This window comes from Staphylococcus sp. HMSC62B09 (assembly GCF_001839115.1).
GTDB classification, from domain to species: domain Bacteria; phylum Bacillota; class Bacilli; order Staphylococcales; family Staphylococcaceae; genus Staphylococcus; species Staphylococcus haemolyticus.
The window spans coordinates 1-14,294 of the sequence record NZ_KV840149.1 but is presented as its reverse complement, the minus strand read 5'-3'; the positions used below and the strand labels follow the sequence as shown (position 1 = coordinate 14,294).

The window sequence follows — 14,294 nt, the reverse complement described above, 5'->3', positions numbered from 1 at the left end:
TACTGACTTATTTTTATTTCATTAAAGTTGAGATGATTGTCTAGGGGGTAAAGAAATTCTCAGATGAATTTTTACTCATTTTAGTTGCGACGCTTTCTTGCAGGAAAGGCTCGTGCCTGTATTACTCTAAAGGCGTTCGTTAGATAGATGATTACTCACATAAGCTGCTTCGCGTTCCTGGGATGCCGTCTCAGCCTGTAGTCTTCGACTGGCACTGCTCCCCTAGGAGTCTTCGCAATTATGTTTTGTATTCTATCTTAGAACGTCTTACACAAGTGCAACAGCACTTGTGTTCAATAATTAAAACGCCAAGAGTCACGCAACAATATTCATAATTCATCTTTTGAACTACTTACTTAAGTGCTCAAGCACTTAAGTTACTTTTCACTAGCTTGCTTTGTTTGTAGATTTTCTTGTTGAAAATCTCTTTGCTGAGCCCCATTCCCAAACTCTATTTATTATCTATATCAACGCTACTTTCTTAAATGAGTATGACTTTAATGTTAAATAAAAAAAGCAAATTCTATAGTACTTCAATAGAATTTGCTTCTAACTAATCTATGAATTGGATGTCATAACATCTTTGATTAGTAGTTTAATAAAATCAATGTGATTATTAATTAAGTTGTGTATAGTCTTGGCCATGTAACATCCAACGTACGCCATATTTATCTGTAAAGGCGCCCATTTTTCCACCCCAGAATTGTTCTTTGAGTGGCATTTCAATGTCTATTGAGTCATGATCTTTAATTTTATCGTAAAATTGTTGAACTTTATCTGAATCGTCTTGATTGTTAACATCGAAATCAATAAGTAATGAAATTCCATTATTGATGTTCTCTACACGTCCGAATGAATCAGAGCATAAAATTTTAACACCTAGTACTTCAAATTCAGCGTGCATTGTAGCTTCTGCAGCCTGTTCTTTTGTCATGCCAAATTGTTCCGCTTGTTCTTCGCTCACTTCTAATTTTTTGACGTTTGTTGCGCCAAATACTTCTTCGTAATATGCTATTGCGTCTTTTGCTTTTTCAAAGGCTAAATATGGAAATAATTCAGTCATGATAAAACCCCTTTAGTTAGTTTGTAACTCAGTCCATTATATAATGAATAGATGTAAATAGCGATTAATATACGGTCGTGTAACTTTGAACAAAATGGAATGAGTATTCTAATTAATCATGTGCTTTGACATTGATAAGTTTATGAAAGATTTGGTCCATTTGCTTAGGTTTAATCTCGACATTTTCATTCTTTTTCCAATCGATAAATGCATTTAGTACCGAACCGAACACATAGAATACTAGGCTTTTCGGTACTACATTATCAACAGTAATACGATGCATGTTGGTTTTGAAATCCTTTTGCATTATTTCAATTAAATAATTATTGCGAACATCTTCAAACTCTTTATCGTTATATTGCTTAAGTTCAATTCGAGATATCTCTTCCTTATTGAAGGAATTAGCTAAAGCTTGAAAAGGATTATTCAAACGTTCTTTAATATTAGTCGCAAAATAGTCATTGTGTGTTAACTTTAATAGGTATTTCAACAATTCGTATTTATCGTAAAAATGTTTATAAAAAGTAGTGCGATGAACACTAGCATGCTTACAAATTTTATTAACCGTTAATGTTGTAAACATCTCTTGTTCGAGCAATGAATATAAGCTATCAGTTAATGCCTTTTTAGTTTTAATTACCCGTAAGTCTTTATCATTCAAAATTGTTCTCCCCTAACATAGATAGAAGAATCTAATAAATTTGGTGAAACATAATATTTAATTATAGATTATATAAATACATAAATAAACATGCATTTACATTAAAAATGTAAATTACGTATAAAAAATAAACTGATTAAAAATAAGAAATGTATTGTGTAATGAATTTGGTAAAGCGTTTTAAAGCGTTTTGAAAGGGTATATGATATCCAAATAGAAACATTGTTTAACTACTAAAAATAAAATTGCAATTTTTATAAATTTATTTTATTTTCCAAGTCTTATTTTATAAATACATTCTATATTGGAGGATTTTAATTATGAAAGGTACTAAACAATTAGATCAAATTAAAGAAGATAATAAGAAGCAACTTAAAAAATTATTCAAATATGATAAAGATAATGCATTAACATTTAGCAAAGAAGATCGTGAAAAAGTTCAAGACAAATTTGGCGTATATGTTATTTTCGATAAAAAGACGCCTATCTTCGTTGGTCAAACAGGTGGCTATTCTACAGGTTACCAATTAATTACAAAAGACTTATTTAATAAATTAGGTCAATATAATTTAAAATCAGGTGTCGGCACTACTAAATTTAAAAAAGGTTTAGCACAAAAAAAAGGTGTTAATGAAGAGGATATTAAATCAATTACAGCTGAAGATTATAATTTGAAATTCCAATATGTCAATGTTAAAGATGAACCAGCGTTTATTAATGTTTTAGAAATTTTAGCAATTGAATATGCTAAAGATAAAGGTTATGAATTATATAATTTTAACCAAAACTAATGACATCAATTGATAAGTATAAATGAATTGTTATAAGTGGTTAGGACGATTGTGGGGCTAGGACTATGAATGAATATTGAATTCTTTCCTATTCGACATGATAGTCCTAACCTTTTGTTTTCATTTTCTGAAAAGTGGTATTGATGAGTAAAACTTAACTAAAGTAGGGGATACTATGGCAATTCGTGTCCATTTTCAAGACCAAGCAGATCACTTCCATACTGCATGTATATTTTCAGCTATTCCTGAGGATGCCAAACTTGTGTGGATTGATTTTGAGAATCCGACGAAAAACGATCAAGCATTACTCACTCAACGATTCAATATTGCTAGACACCACATTGAGGAATCTGTATTTACAGTTACGAGACCTAAAGTTAGTAATCACCCACAGAAACAGCATTTATATTTAATATTGCATGCGATTAGCCATAATAATTTCTCAGCAGAACCATTGAGTATTACTGTTAAGGGTAATTGGCTAATCACGGTCCATAAATATCCTATGAATGTATTATCAGATATCATTACGTCATTCAATAAGTCACCTAAAGCTATAACTGCGATTGAACTAACAACTATCATGGTTGATAAGATTACACATCAATACTTTAAATATGTGGATCATGTTGAAGACACTGTTTTCTCTTTTGAGGATCAAAATGTAGATAAAGTCAATAACCGTAAATTAATGGATGACGTATATAATATTCGTTCTGAAATGATTAAACTGAAACGTGTGCTCATTCCTATGGAGCAACTCCTAAATGAAATAATAGATGAATCACCATTAGACGTATCACACGAATATCAACTATTGATTAAACATATTCATAGTAGAATATTAAGACAAACAGATACGTTGATGGCATGTGAGCACATCACAGATGATATTAAAGATAATAATGAGTCTTACCGTTCTAATAGAATTAACGGTGTGATGGATATCTTAACCATTATTTCGTCTATATTCTTTCCGCTATCATTTTTAACAGGTTGGTATGGCATGAACTTCTCTTATATGCCAGAACTTGATTGGCATTATAGTTATTTCGTCTTTATTGCTACTTCATTAGTGGTTGTTGTTTCACTCATTACTCTTTTCAAAAAGAAGGACTGGTTCTAGCGCAAACAAAATAAGCGTATGATTCTACAAGTGTTAGATTCATACGCTTATACCTATTAATGTTGCTTCTCTTCCTATAGGAGCCGTTTATATTTGCGTTTGTAATATTTAGACAGTTTCATGTCATGGACAAAAGAGATCACAGGTCGTGCTGTCATTTGAATACTTCCAACTACGAATAGTATCGTGCCGGCAATCCATTGTTTGGTCACAAAAAAATAGAAAACTACCTATTAAAAATATAATGCCCAGTACGATATCGTTGATTTGGTATAGGGCTTTGTAGAAGAATGAAATTTGCTTCGCATGATCATCTTCATTAAATTGACTGGTATTAAAATGTAAATCAACATCATCTTTATTTAAACCAGCCATTTTAACACCTCCATTATTTTAAGTAATAACATACTTCCCGTTGTACTTTGACATGAAACTTCTTCATAATGGTCAGAAAGGAGTGGTATGATGTCTTATTCAATGCTTTACGAATCTCCCGTACAAAATTTAGAACTCATTAGTGATGGTGAGTCACTTACACATGTACTCTATAAATATAGTGACACAACGGTTACTCATCCAACAAATCCTGATTTAGAAATTTTTAAAAAAGTGGTTGAGTGGTTAAATGAATATTTCTCAGGAAATCGTCCGCAAATTGATTTTTCAATTAAACCGGAAGGCACTGATTTTCAAAAAAGTGTGTGGCGAAAGCTACAAGAAATAGAATATGGACAATTAAAAACGTATGGTGATCTAGCGAAACGCGTAGGTGAAGAACGTAATAAGCCGAATATGTCTGCACAAGCAGTAGGTGGTGCAGTAGGTAGCAATCCGATTTCTATTATTATTCCATGCCATCGCGTGGTTGGAAAAGATGGAAGTTTAACAGGATATGGTGGCACGATTAATCATAAAATTAAATTACTTGAACTTGAGAAAGTAGATATGACTAAATTGTATAGACCTAAAAATTCAACTAAACCATAACACCTTTATATTTACCCATTAATTAAGAGGCGTTCGAGACAAGAGCCTAAATTGCTCTTGTCTCGAACGCCTCTTAATTAATGTCAATGTTATTGAGGAATATGATATTGACGTATATCGTCTTGAATAGTTTCTAAGTAGTAAATAGACTTATCGTCATCTGTTTGTTCAGTAGCGTGGTCGAATTCTAAATCATCGAATCGCTTGAAGAAACTTTCATAGTCTTCAACTGAAACTTCTTGACGTTCGTTCAATAAGGCTTTATGTCCTTCAATATCTAATTGTTTTTCATAGCCTTCGACTAGCGTAGCACTAAAGAATTCTCCTACAGAACCAGATCCATAGCTAAACAATCCAATAGTTTGACCACCCTTAAGCGATCTATTCTCTAATAATGAAATTAAACTTAGATATAAAGACCCAGTATAAATATTACCTACATAACGATTATAATATACTGCATCTTCATATCCAGATGTTAAACGTTCTTGCGTCGTTTCATCGGCATCATTGATAATTGAGTCTAAAGCTTTCTTACCCATTTTAGTGAAAGGTACGTGGAAACATAATGACTCAAAGTCAGATAATGTTTTTCCTTCACGTCGAGCATATTCGTTCCAACTTTCTTGGAATGATTTGATATATGCATCTTTAGATAATGCACCGGCAACTAATGGATATTTATGTCCAGTTGGTCTCCAGAAGTCATACACATCTTCAGTATATGCAACGGCATCATCATTCAATTCTAAGATACTTGGATTATTTGAAATCAACATAGCTACGGCACCAGCACCTTGTGTCGGTTCGCCACCAGATTGAATACCATATCGAGCTGTATCACTTGCGATAACAAGTACCTTTTCATTAGGTCGTTTCTCAATGTAGTCTTTAGCTAATTGAATTGCAGGTGTTGCAGCATAGCAAGCTTCTTTCATTTCGAAGCAGCGTGCGAATGGCTGAATACCTAGTAAATTGTGAATTTGTACTGCAGAAGCTTTTGCATTATCGATTGTAGATTCAGTTGCTACAATGACCATTCCAATATTTTTTTTATCATCATCTGTTATAATATCTTTAGCAGCATTAGCCCCCATAGATACAATATCTTGTGATACTGGACTGACTGCCATTTGAGTTTGACCAATCCCAATTAAAAATTTATTTGGATCAACTTGGCGAGCTTCTGCAAGCTTAGCCATGTCTACATAGTATTTAGGTACGTAAAAGTTAATTTTATCGATTCCTATACTCACGGGCACTACATCCTTTCGTTATTCTAATTTTATAATTCATATTAATAGTAGCATTTTGAGACAATTTCATTTAAAATGCTCACTAATAGAAAGCGTTTTCATACGAAAAGTTAAATGCAATAACGCATGTCGTTTAATATAGTAATATAATAAAATACGTGAAACTGCATGGTATAACATTGAGTGTGAGATAACTTCTATCGGCTATTATTAATAATCATATTAATAGTTATTTTACCAAATTAAATAACTAAATTACAATTTATATATAAACTACATATAAGGAGATAAAGAATGAAAAAAATTGCTATAGTTAGTGCTAAAAGAACGCCAATCGGTAGATATAAAGGTAAATTAAGAAATTATTCTGCAGTTGAATTGGGAACGACAGCTTTGAAAGGTGCAATCGATTCAGCAAATATTGACCCTAATATAATACAACAAGTTATCTTTGGTAACGTGCTACAAAGTGGTGTAGGACAAAATCCAGCACGTCAAATTGCGATTAAAGCGGGTGTACCTGATACAACACCAGCTATGACAATTAATGAGGTATGTGGATCAGGTCTTAAAGCAATTATATTAGGGAAACAGTTAATTCAACTAGGTGAAGCGGATATTGTTGCAGTGGGTGGAGTTGAAAGTATGACAAATGCCCCACAATTAATCTTAAAAGAAGGTCAAGAACCAGTGGAAAGCTTTATGCATGATGGTTTAACAGATGCCTTTCATTATGTACCAATGGGTGTAACAGCTGAGAACATAGCTGAAAAATATGACATCACGCGTGAAATGCAAGATGAGTTCGCAAACCATTCACAAGCTAAAGCTGCTAAAGCGACGCAAGATGGTAAATTTAATAATGAAATTATCGGTATGACTGACGCGGAAGGGGAACAAATGACTTCTGATGAAGGTGTTCGTCCAAATAGTAGTGTCGAGAAGCTTGCAACATTAAAGACAATTTTCAAAGAAGATGGAACAGTAACTGGTGGTAATGCTTCAAGTATTAACGATGGTTCATCTGCACTCATTTTAATGGAGGAATCATATGCTAAAGCGCATGGTTACGACATTTTAGGAATCGTTGGAGATTATGCGGAAGTAGGTTGTGATCCTCAATATATGGGCTATGCACCATTCTATGCTGTTGAGAAACTACTTGATAAAACGGATAGCAAAATCGATGATGTTGATATTGTAGAAATGACTGAAGCATTTGCCGCACAAAGTATACCAGTCAAAGACAATTTGCATATTCCAGATGAAAAATTAAATATCTATGGCGGTGCTATTGCACTAGGACACCCAATTGGTGCCAGTGGTGCTAGATTAGTCACTACTTTAGTGAACGCACTTGAACAAGAAAATAAACGTACGGGTATTGCTACAGCATGTATTGGTGGAGGATTAGGTATCGCTCTAATGATTGATAAAGGGGAATAATGCTATGAAGAGTTTAGATAAGAAATTTCGACATTTATCTCGTGAAGATAAATTAAAACAACTTGTTGATTATGGATGGTTAACAGATGCTAATTATGATGTTTTACTAAAAAATCCATTAATTAATGAAGAAGTTGCGAATAGCTTAATTGAGAATGTAATTGGTCAAGGCACATTGCCTGTAGGTTTATTACCTAAAATCATTGTCGATGATAAAGAATATGTTGTACCGATGATGGTTGAAGAACCTTCTGTAGTAGCTGCTGCAAGTTATGGCGCTAAGTTAGTCAATAATACAGGTGGTTTTAAAACTATTAAGAGTGAACGACTAATGATTGGTCAAATTGTATTTGATGACGTAAGTGATACCGATGACTTGGCACAAGCAATTTACGATTTAGAACCACAAATTGAACAGATTGTAGCTGAAGCTTACCCATCAATTATAGAACGTGGTGGTGGATACAGACGTATTGAAATTGATACGTTCCCAGAGAATCAACTATTGTCTTTAAAAGTATTTGTAGATACTAAAGATGCAATGGGCGCCAATATGCTTAATACAATCTTGGAAGCTATAACTGCACATATGAACAATGAGTTTCCAGATCGCGATGTGCTTATGAGCATTTTGTCTAACCATGCCACAGCCTCAGTAGTACGAGTTCAAGGTGAAATTGATATCAAAGATTTAAATAAAGGTGATCGTTCTGGTGAAGAAGTAGCACAACGCATGGAGCGTGCTTCTGTACTAGCACAAGTCGATATACATCGTGCTGCAACACACAATAAAGGTGTTATGAATGGTATTCACGCCGTAGTCTTAGCAACTGGTAATGATACACGCGGAGCAGAAGCAAGTGCACATGCATATGCCGGTCGTGATGGACAATATAGAGGTATTGCGACTTGGAAGTTTGATAAAGAACGTGGTCGCTTAGTCGGAACAATAGAAGTACCGATGACATTAGCAATTGTTGGTGGTGGTACGAAAGTATTGCCAATTGCGAAAGCATCACTTGAATTATTAAATGTTCAATCAGCACAAGAATTAGGTCAAGTTGTTGCTGCTGTAGGATTGGCACAGAACTTTTCAGCATGTAGAGCCTTAGTTTCTGAAGGTATTCAAAAAGGTCATATGAGTTTACAATACAAATCATTAGCAATCGTAGTAGGTGCTCAAGGTGATGAGATTGCTCGTGTTGCCGAAGCATTGAAAACTGCGCCTAAAGCAAATACTGCTACGGCTCAACAAATTTTAAAAGATTTACGACAACAATAACAATATATAGAAAAGCCACTACTTATGAGTGAGGTACTTAATTCAATACCTCGATTCATAAATAGTGGCTTTTATTTATCATTTATATGTCATTATTTATTTTAGTAGATGTAATTATAACTACGTGCAGACCATTTACTTAAGTAGCGAGTTCCGTATGCATTCGGTCTATTGTAATTGTATTCAGAAACTTTAATACTACCGTTACTATATACACGCTCAACTACAGCAACGTGGCCATAATATCCTGCAGTAGATTGCATTACTGCGTAGCGTTTAGGCGTGTGACCAGTTCTATAACCAGAGCGTTGTGCATTGTAATACCAGTTCTTTGCATTTCCCCAACGATTTGATATTGGTTTACCTAGTTGAGCACGACGTTGGTATGCCCACCAAGTACATTGACCTTTCGTATAGTAGTTATATGAAGCGGCTTCAGATACGTGCGTGTGTTCAATGTTTTGATATGTAAAAGTCCCTGCGAACATGATTCCAGTAGCGAGTAAAAGACGTGAAAATAATTTTTTAAATTTCATTTTTGTTCCCTTCAAAATATAAAAGAATTAAAAACTGTATTAATCATATTCGTTAAAAAGGTCTAATACAATATAAGAAACGAATTATACAAGTAACTGTAATATATATGAAATATAACAGCGTAATTTGTAACTTATTTTACATTAAAGTAATTTTACACAATTTAAGATAGCAACACGGTAATGTCTTAAAGTTCAAAGCATTACTTAATTTTAAATGTGAAATTGATTTGAAGTTTACCCTATAAAAAAAGCACCATTAAGGCGCTTAGAAATAAAAATAATATATTAAATTCACCTATTATATTCGCAGTAGCTGACTGAACTGAGAAGATGCGCTAATCAGCTATTCTCAGCTCTAGTAATCTTTGCGGGGTGTGCGGGGCTTCAGCAAAAAAATTTCACTAAGAAATTCTACAAGCAATGCAAGCTGGGGATCGGGGCCCTAGCAAAAAGAATTTCACTAAGAAATTCTACAAGCAATGCAAGCTGGGGATACAACGAATTCAAATAAAATTCTGTCCCACTCCCAAAAAAAGCGCCATAAAGGCGCTTGGTGAGATGATACGTCCATGATGTATAATAACAAGTTAGAAATCATACATTTGTGAATTGGTTAAAAACAGCCAATGCTCTTTTAACGATAGTCACGGGTATGTTTTCTGAACATGGATTATTTCGAAAATATGACAATACTTCTGCTTGGCTCTTCACTTCTCTAGGGAAATTGCTATCTTGATTAATCCAATTTACCAATTCACCTAATGGTGTGTCATCACCAACGAAATTTTGCATAAATTCATAAAAGCTCAATGCCTCACCTCTTCAATCAATTTGAGCCTATGTGATTATAACATTTTTTTATAATGAAACATATAGGGTCTGACATTGAATTTGAATTAGACTTGTTCTCGGAAATATTTAGTTTAACTTTACATATTTTTATTTTCTCAAAATATTTCGTGTATAATGAAATTACAATAATGAACAAAGAGGGTGAGCATTTGGACATCAAACATATGAAATATTTTATGGAAGTAGTTAATCAAGGTGGTATGACAAATGCTTCGAAATCTCTATACATAGCGCAGCCGACGATTAGTAAAGCAATTAAAGATATAGAAAATGAATTGAAAATGACATTATTTGATCGTCAAAAGCGTCACCTCGTACTCACTGATGCGGGTAAAATATTCTATAAAAAGTGTGAGGAAATTATAGCGTTATATGATAATATTCCTTTCGAAATTAATGGGCTATTAGGATTAGAAACAGGTCATATCAATATAGGTATGTCTGCAGTAATGGACATGCAACAATTTATCTACATATTAGGGGAGTTTCACAAGCTCTATCCAAACGTTACGTATAATTTAAATGAAAGTGGCGGTAAATCTATAGAGACGCGACTTATTAATGATCAAATTGATATTGGAATTACAACAATTCCAATAGATGAGAACGTCTTTGACTGTTTACCGTTATATAGTGAAGATTTGAGATTAGTTGTAAGTAAAGAACATGACCTTGCAGCACGTGATTCTGTTACAATGGCAGAACTTAAGAATGAAGATTTTATATTGTTTAACGAAGACTTTTACCTTAATGATAAAATTATTGCCGCAGCTAAAAATGCAGGTTTTCTCCCAAATACGGTTTCAAATGTCTCGCAATGGAACTTTATTGAGTATCTGTTGCTAGCACGTTTAGGTGTAAGTATCTTACCAGAGCACATCGCTAACATGCTCAAAGACAATATCAGAAGTATTAAGATTGAGGATACTGGAATGAGTTGGGAATTAGGTGCAATTTGGAAAAAGGATAAACTGTTAAGTCACGCTACCTCTAAATGGATAGAATTTATGAGCAAGAGATTAAAATATGACTAAATAATACTTCATAACAACAAGCAGAATAAATAGGTAAATAAAAATAGAGAAGCGTTTAAACGAAACGCTTCTCTATTTTTATTTGCATATGTTGGGTTCGTTCCGAACGCAATAATATTGTCATCGAAATTCAATCACACCAATACGTATAGTTGTTAAAGCGATTACATAGAAAAAAACTATAGGTGGTATTTAAAATGGATATTTTTCTATTTACTTAGGTTGAATTAGAATGATGAATGTAGGTTTAAATTTCACTGTAACAATTTCGACATATTTTAGTGGGAGGTCAGTCATCTTGAAAAAAGTATTATTTATTTCAAAAGTTATCATACAAATTGCCATTATCATAGTCATTAGTTACTTAGGTAGTTTATTGCAAACATTATTGCATATACCACTAGCTGGAAGTATCGTAGGCATGATAATGTTGTACATTTTACTTGAACTGAAAGTGATACGTATGAATTGGATATCTGACGGCGCAGAATTTCTATTAGCTACAATGGTGTTTTTCTTTATACCTTCTGTAGTAGGAATAATGGATGTTGCTTCTGATATTACAAAGAGTTATATCATTTTCTTCTTATTAATTATTGTAGGTACAAGTTGCGTTGCACTAGCTTCTGGTTACATCGCTGAAAAAATGGTTAAACAACCTAACGTTAAGAGAGGTCGTCAATAGTATGACATTCATTCAAGCTATCTTAATGATATTGTTGACCGTCGTTATGTATTTTGCTGCAAAAAAGCTACAACAAAAATATGATAATCCATTTTTGAACCCAGCGTTAGTAGGTTCGGTCGGTGTCATTATTGTATTATTGTTAACACATCAAAACTATCATGATTATATGACAGGTGGTAAATGGATCAATCATTTATTGAATGCCACTGTTGTATGTTTAGCTTACCCACTATATAAGAATCGACATAAAATTATTGAGAATTTAAGTATTATCTTTTCAAGCGTGATGGTTGGCGTAATACTTAATTTTATGTTAGTGTTTACCTCGTTAAACTTATTGGGTTACGACGAGGAGACGATAGTAACAATATTACCACGTTCAATAACAGCTGCTGTAGGTATCGAAGTATCACAGGAATTAGGTGGTACTGATACGATTACAGTATTATTCATTATAACTACAGGTTTAATAGGTAGTATGATGGGATCAATGTTATTGAAATTAGGTAATTTTAAGACCTCTATTGCCAGAGGGTTAACATATGGGAATGCATCACACGCTTTTGGTACCGCAAAAGCATTAGAACACGATAATGAATCTGGTGCATTCAGTTCAATTGGAATGATATTAACTGCTGTAATTAGTTCGATACTTATTCCAATTATGATTATTTTATTCTACTAAAGGGAATATATATATTGTACTCGTTTAAAAAGAGAAAGGAGCTATTGTAATAATGGCGAAGATAAAAGCAAACGAAGCATTAGTTAAAGCGTTAGAAGCATGGGATATTGATCACTTATATGGTATTCCAGGGGATTCAATTGACGCAGTAGTAGATAGTTTACGTACTGTTAGAGACTCATTTAAATTCTATCATGTACGTCATGAAGAAGTAGCAAGTTTAGCTGCAGCTTCATACACTAAAATGACAGGTAAAATTGGGGTAGCATTAAGTATTGGTGGTCCTGGTATCGTTCACTTATTAAATGGTATGTACGATGCAAAAATGGATCGCGTACCTCAATTAATTTTAGCAGGTCAAACAAATAGTACTTTATTAGGTACAAAAGCTTTCCAAGAAACAAACATTACTGATATGGTTTCAGATGTATCTGTATATAATCACCAAATTCAAAAAGGTGATAACGTATTTGAAATTGTTAACGAAGCTATTCGTACAGCATATGAAAAACGTGGTGTAGCAGTAGTTGTATGTCCTAATGACTTATTAACTCAAAAAATTAAAGACACAACTCATCGTGCTATAGACACTACTAAACCAAAAGCACCAACTCCAACATTACGTAGCATTAAAAAAGCTGCAAAATTAATCGATAAAAGTAAAAAACCAGTAATGATTATTGGTGTAGGTGCACAAAATGCTAAAGATGAATTACGTGAATTTGTAGAAGCGGCTAAAATTCCAGTAATTCATACGTTACCAGCTAAAACAATCATTCCTGATGATCACCCATATAGCATCGGTAACTTAGGTAAAATCGGTACAAAAACATCTTACCAAACAATTCAAGATGCCGATTTATTAATCATGGCAGGTACTAACTACCCTTACGTTGACTACCTACCTAAGAAAAATATTAAAGCAATTCAAATTGATACAAACCCAGATGTAATTGGACATCGTTTCAGTGTCAATGTTGGTATCGTTGGTGACGCGAAACTTGCTTTCCATCAATTAACTGATGTTATCAAACACGTACCTCAACGCCCATTCTTAGAAAAAACATTAGAACGTAAAGCTGTTTGGGATAAATGGATGGAACAAGATATGAATCAAGAAAGCACACCAATCCGCCCAGAACGTTTAATGAAATCAATTAGTAAATATAGTGACGATGATGCTGTATTCTCAATCGATGTAGGTACATCTACAGTTTGGTCAACACGTTACCTAAACTTATCAGTAAATAATAAATTTATTATTTCTTCTTGGTTAGGTACAATGGGTTGCGGACTTCCAGGAGCAATTGCTTCTAAAATCGCTTTCCCTAAACGTCAAGCTATCTCAATTAGCGGTGACGGCGCATTCCAAATGGTAATGCAAGACTTTGCAACTGCTGTTCAATATGACTTACCAATGACAATTTTTGTTATGAATAACAAACAATTATCATTTATTAAATATGAACAACAAGCTGCAGGTGAATTAGAATATGCCATTGATTTCTCTGATATGGACCATGCTAAATTCGCTGAAGCTGCAGGCGGTAAAGGTTATGTATTAAAAGATCCTAGCCGTATCGATGAAGTAGTAGAAGCAGCGTTAAATGAAAATGTACCAACAATCGTTGATGTACATGTTGATCCAAATGCTGCACCATTACCAGGTAAAATTGTTAATGAAGAAGCAATCAACTATGGTAAATGGGCTTACAGATCAATTACTGAAGATAAAAAATTAGACTTCGACGAAATTCCACCAATTTCTGTCGCTGCTAAACGTTTCTTATAAGAAATAGATTCGACACACTGACGAAAGCAATGCTTTTGTCAGTGTTTTTTTATGAATATTTGGCTCTATAATAAATTGGACTGATGACTAAA

General features: G+C 33.6%; 14 protein-coding genes and 1 pseudogene. 9 read left to right on the top strand and 6 right to left on the bottom strand.

Annotation, left to right across the window (positions count from 1 at the left end):
* Positions 1 to 616: 616 nt before the first annotated feature.
* Both HMPREF3265_RS06750 and HMPREF3265_RS06745 read right to left on the bottom strand, forming a co-directional pair.
* Positions 617 to 1,063: a VOC family protein gene (locus HMPREF3265_RS06750; RefSeq protein WP_070632605.1), complete on the bottom strand. Its 447-nt coding sequence runs from the start codon at positions 1,061 to 1,063 to the stop codon at positions 617 to 619.
* 112 nt (positions 1,064 to 1,175) lie between these two features.
* Entirely contained in the window at positions 1,176 to 1,724 is a 549-nt protein-coding gene (locus HMPREF3265_RS06745; protein WP_070580947.1) for a TetR/AcrR family transcriptional regulator, read from the bottom strand.
* Positions 1,725 to 2,044: 320 nt separating this feature from the next.
* Here HMPREF3265_RS06745 and HMPREF3265_RS06740 point away from each other — a divergent pair, with 320 nt between their 5' ends.
* A complete protein-coding gene (locus HMPREF3265_RS06740; protein ID WP_011274829.1) occupies positions 2,045 to 2,515 on the top strand; it encodes a hypothetical protein in 471 nt (156 codons plus the stop codon).
* 175 nt (positions 2,516 to 2,690) lie between these two features.
* The gene (locus tag HMPREF3265_RS06735) at positions 2,691 to 3,641 is read left to right on the top strand and encodes a CorA family divalent cation transporter (protein WP_070632602.1); all 951 of its coding nucleotides are present in this window, start codon (positions 2,691 to 2,693) and stop codon (positions 3,639 to 3,641) included.
* 74 nt (positions 3,642 to 3,715) lie between these two features.
* Here the strand turns inward: HMPREF3265_RS06735 and HMPREF3265_RS06730 are convergent.
* A pseudogene (locus HMPREF3265_RS06730) lies at positions 3,716 to 4,016 on the bottom strand (YrhK family protein).
* Positions 4,017 to 4,106: 90 nt separating this feature from the next.
* Between HMPREF3265_RS06730 and HMPREF3265_RS06725 the strand changes: the two are divergent.
* Positions 4,107 to 4,628, top strand: coding sequence for a methylated-DNA--[protein]-cysteine S-methyltransferase (locus tag HMPREF3265_RS06725; protein ID WP_037551570.1), 522 nt, complete (start codon positions 4,107 to 4,109; stop codon positions 4,626 to 4,628).
* 89 nt (positions 4,629 to 4,717) lie between these two features.
* On the opposite strand, the gene HMPREF3265_RS06720 is transcribed toward HMPREF3265_RS06725, so the two are convergent.
* Positions 4,718 to 5,884, bottom strand: a complete 1,167-nt coding sequence (locus tag HMPREF3265_RS06720) for a hydroxymethylglutaryl-CoA synthase (protein WP_070861200.1) — start codon at positions 5,882 to 5,884, stop codon at positions 4,718 to 4,720.
* 294 nt (positions 5,885 to 6,178) lie between these two features.
* On the opposite strand from HMPREF3265_RS06720, the gene HMPREF3265_RS06715 reads away from it, so the two are divergent.
* The gene (locus HMPREF3265_RS06715) at positions 6,179 to 7,330 is read left to right on the top strand and encodes a thiolase family protein (protein WP_070580941.1); all 1,152 of its coding nucleotides are present in this window, start codon (positions 6,179 to 6,181) and stop codon (positions 7,328 to 7,330) included.
* 4 nt (positions 7,331 to 7,334) lie between these two features.
* Entirely contained in the window at positions 7,335 to 8,612 is a 1,278-nt protein-coding gene (locus HMPREF3265_RS06710; RefSeq protein WP_070580939.1) for a hydroxymethylglutaryl-CoA reductase, degradative, read from the top strand.
* A 101-nt stretch (positions 8,613 to 8,713) separates the two neighbouring features.
* Here HMPREF3265_RS06710 and HMPREF3265_RS06705 read toward each other — a convergent pair whose 3' ends face one another.
* Positions 8,714 to 9,148 carry a CHAP domain-containing protein gene (locus HMPREF3265_RS06705; RefSeq protein ID WP_059747656.1) on the bottom strand — a complete coding sequence of 145 codons (435 nt, stop codon included), beginning with the start codon at positions 9,146 to 9,148 and terminating at the stop codon, positions 8,714 to 8,716.
* Positions 9,149 to 9,745: 597 nt separating this feature from the next.
* A complete protein-coding gene (locus HMPREF3265_RS06700) occupies positions 9,746 to 9,961 on the bottom strand; it encodes a sterile alpha motif-like domain-containing protein (RefSeq protein WP_070580938.1) in 216 nt (71 codons plus the stop codon).
* Between the two features lie 191 nt (positions 9,962 to 10,152).
* On the opposite strand from HMPREF3265_RS06700, the gene HMPREF3265_RS06695 reads away from it, so the two are divergent.
* The 4 genes from HMPREF3265_RS06695 to HMPREF3265_RS06680 all read left to right on the top strand — a co-directional run bounded on the left by HMPREF3265_RS06695 (position 10,153) and on the right by HMPREF3265_RS06680 (position 14,202).
* Positions 10,153 to 11,037 carry a cidABC operon transcriptional activator CidR gene (locus tag HMPREF3265_RS06695; protein ID WP_053025592.1) on the top strand — a complete coding sequence of 295 codons (885 nt, stop codon included), beginning with the start codon at positions 10,153 to 10,155 and terminating at the stop codon, positions 11,035 to 11,037.
* A 298-nt stretch (positions 11,038 to 11,335) separates the two neighbouring features.
* A complete protein-coding gene (locus HMPREF3265_RS06690; protein ID WP_070580936.1) occupies positions 11,336 to 11,722 on the top strand; it encodes a CidA/LrgA family protein in 387 nt (128 codons plus the stop codon).
* A 1-nt stretch (position 11,723) separates the two neighbouring features.
* A complete protein-coding gene (locus tag HMPREF3265_RS06685) occupies positions 11,724 to 12,410 on the top strand; it encodes an LrgB family protein (RefSeq protein ID WP_053025597.1) in 687 nt (228 codons plus the stop codon).
* A 52-nt stretch (positions 12,411 to 12,462) separates the two neighbouring features.
* On the top strand, positions 12,463 to 14,202 hold the full coding sequence (locus tag HMPREF3265_RS06680) for a pyruvate oxidase (protein ID WP_037538548.1): 1,740 nt from the start codon (positions 12,463 to 12,465) through the stop codon (positions 14,200 to 14,202).
* The last annotated feature ends 92 nt before the right edge of the window (positions 14,203 to 14,294 follow it).

Bases quoted from the DNA above. Each gene is read 5' to 3' on its own strand.
- HMPREF3265_RS06750 (WP_070632605.1), bottom strand. From the start codon at position 1,063: ATGACTGAATTATTTCCATATTTAGCCTTTGAAAAAGCAAAAGACGCA.
- HMPREF3265_RS06740 (WP_011274829.1), top strand. From the start codon at position 2,045: ATGAAAGGTACTAAACAATTAGATCAAATTAAAGAAGATAATAAGAAG.
- HMPREF3265_RS06735 (WP_070632602.1), top strand. From the start codon at position 2,691: ATGGCAATTCGTGTCCATTTTCAAGACCAAGCAGATCACTTCCATACT.
- HMPREF3265_RS06725 (WP_037551570.1), top strand. From the start codon at position 4,107: ATGTCTTATTCAATGCTTTACGAATCTCCCGTACAAAATTTAGAACTC.
- HMPREF3265_RS06715 (WP_070580941.1), top strand. From the start codon at position 6,179: ATGAAAAAAATTGCTATAGTTAGTGCTAAAAGAACGCCAATCGGTAGA.
- HMPREF3265_RS06710 (WP_070580939.1), top strand. From the start codon at position 7,335: ATGAAGAGTTTAGATAAGAAATTTCGACATTTATCTCGTGAAGATAAA.
- HMPREF3265_RS06705 (WP_059747656.1), bottom strand. From the start codon at position 9,148: ATGAAATTTAAAAAATTATTTTCACGTCTTTTACTCGCTACTGGAATC.
- HMPREF3265_RS06685 (WP_053025597.1), top strand. From the start codon at position 11,724: ATGACATTCATTCAAGCTATCTTAATGATATTGTTGACCGTCGTTATG.
- HMPREF3265_RS06680 (WP_037538548.1), top strand. From the start codon at position 12,463: ATGGCGAAGATAAAAGCAAACGAAGCATTAGTTAAAGCGTTAGAAGCA.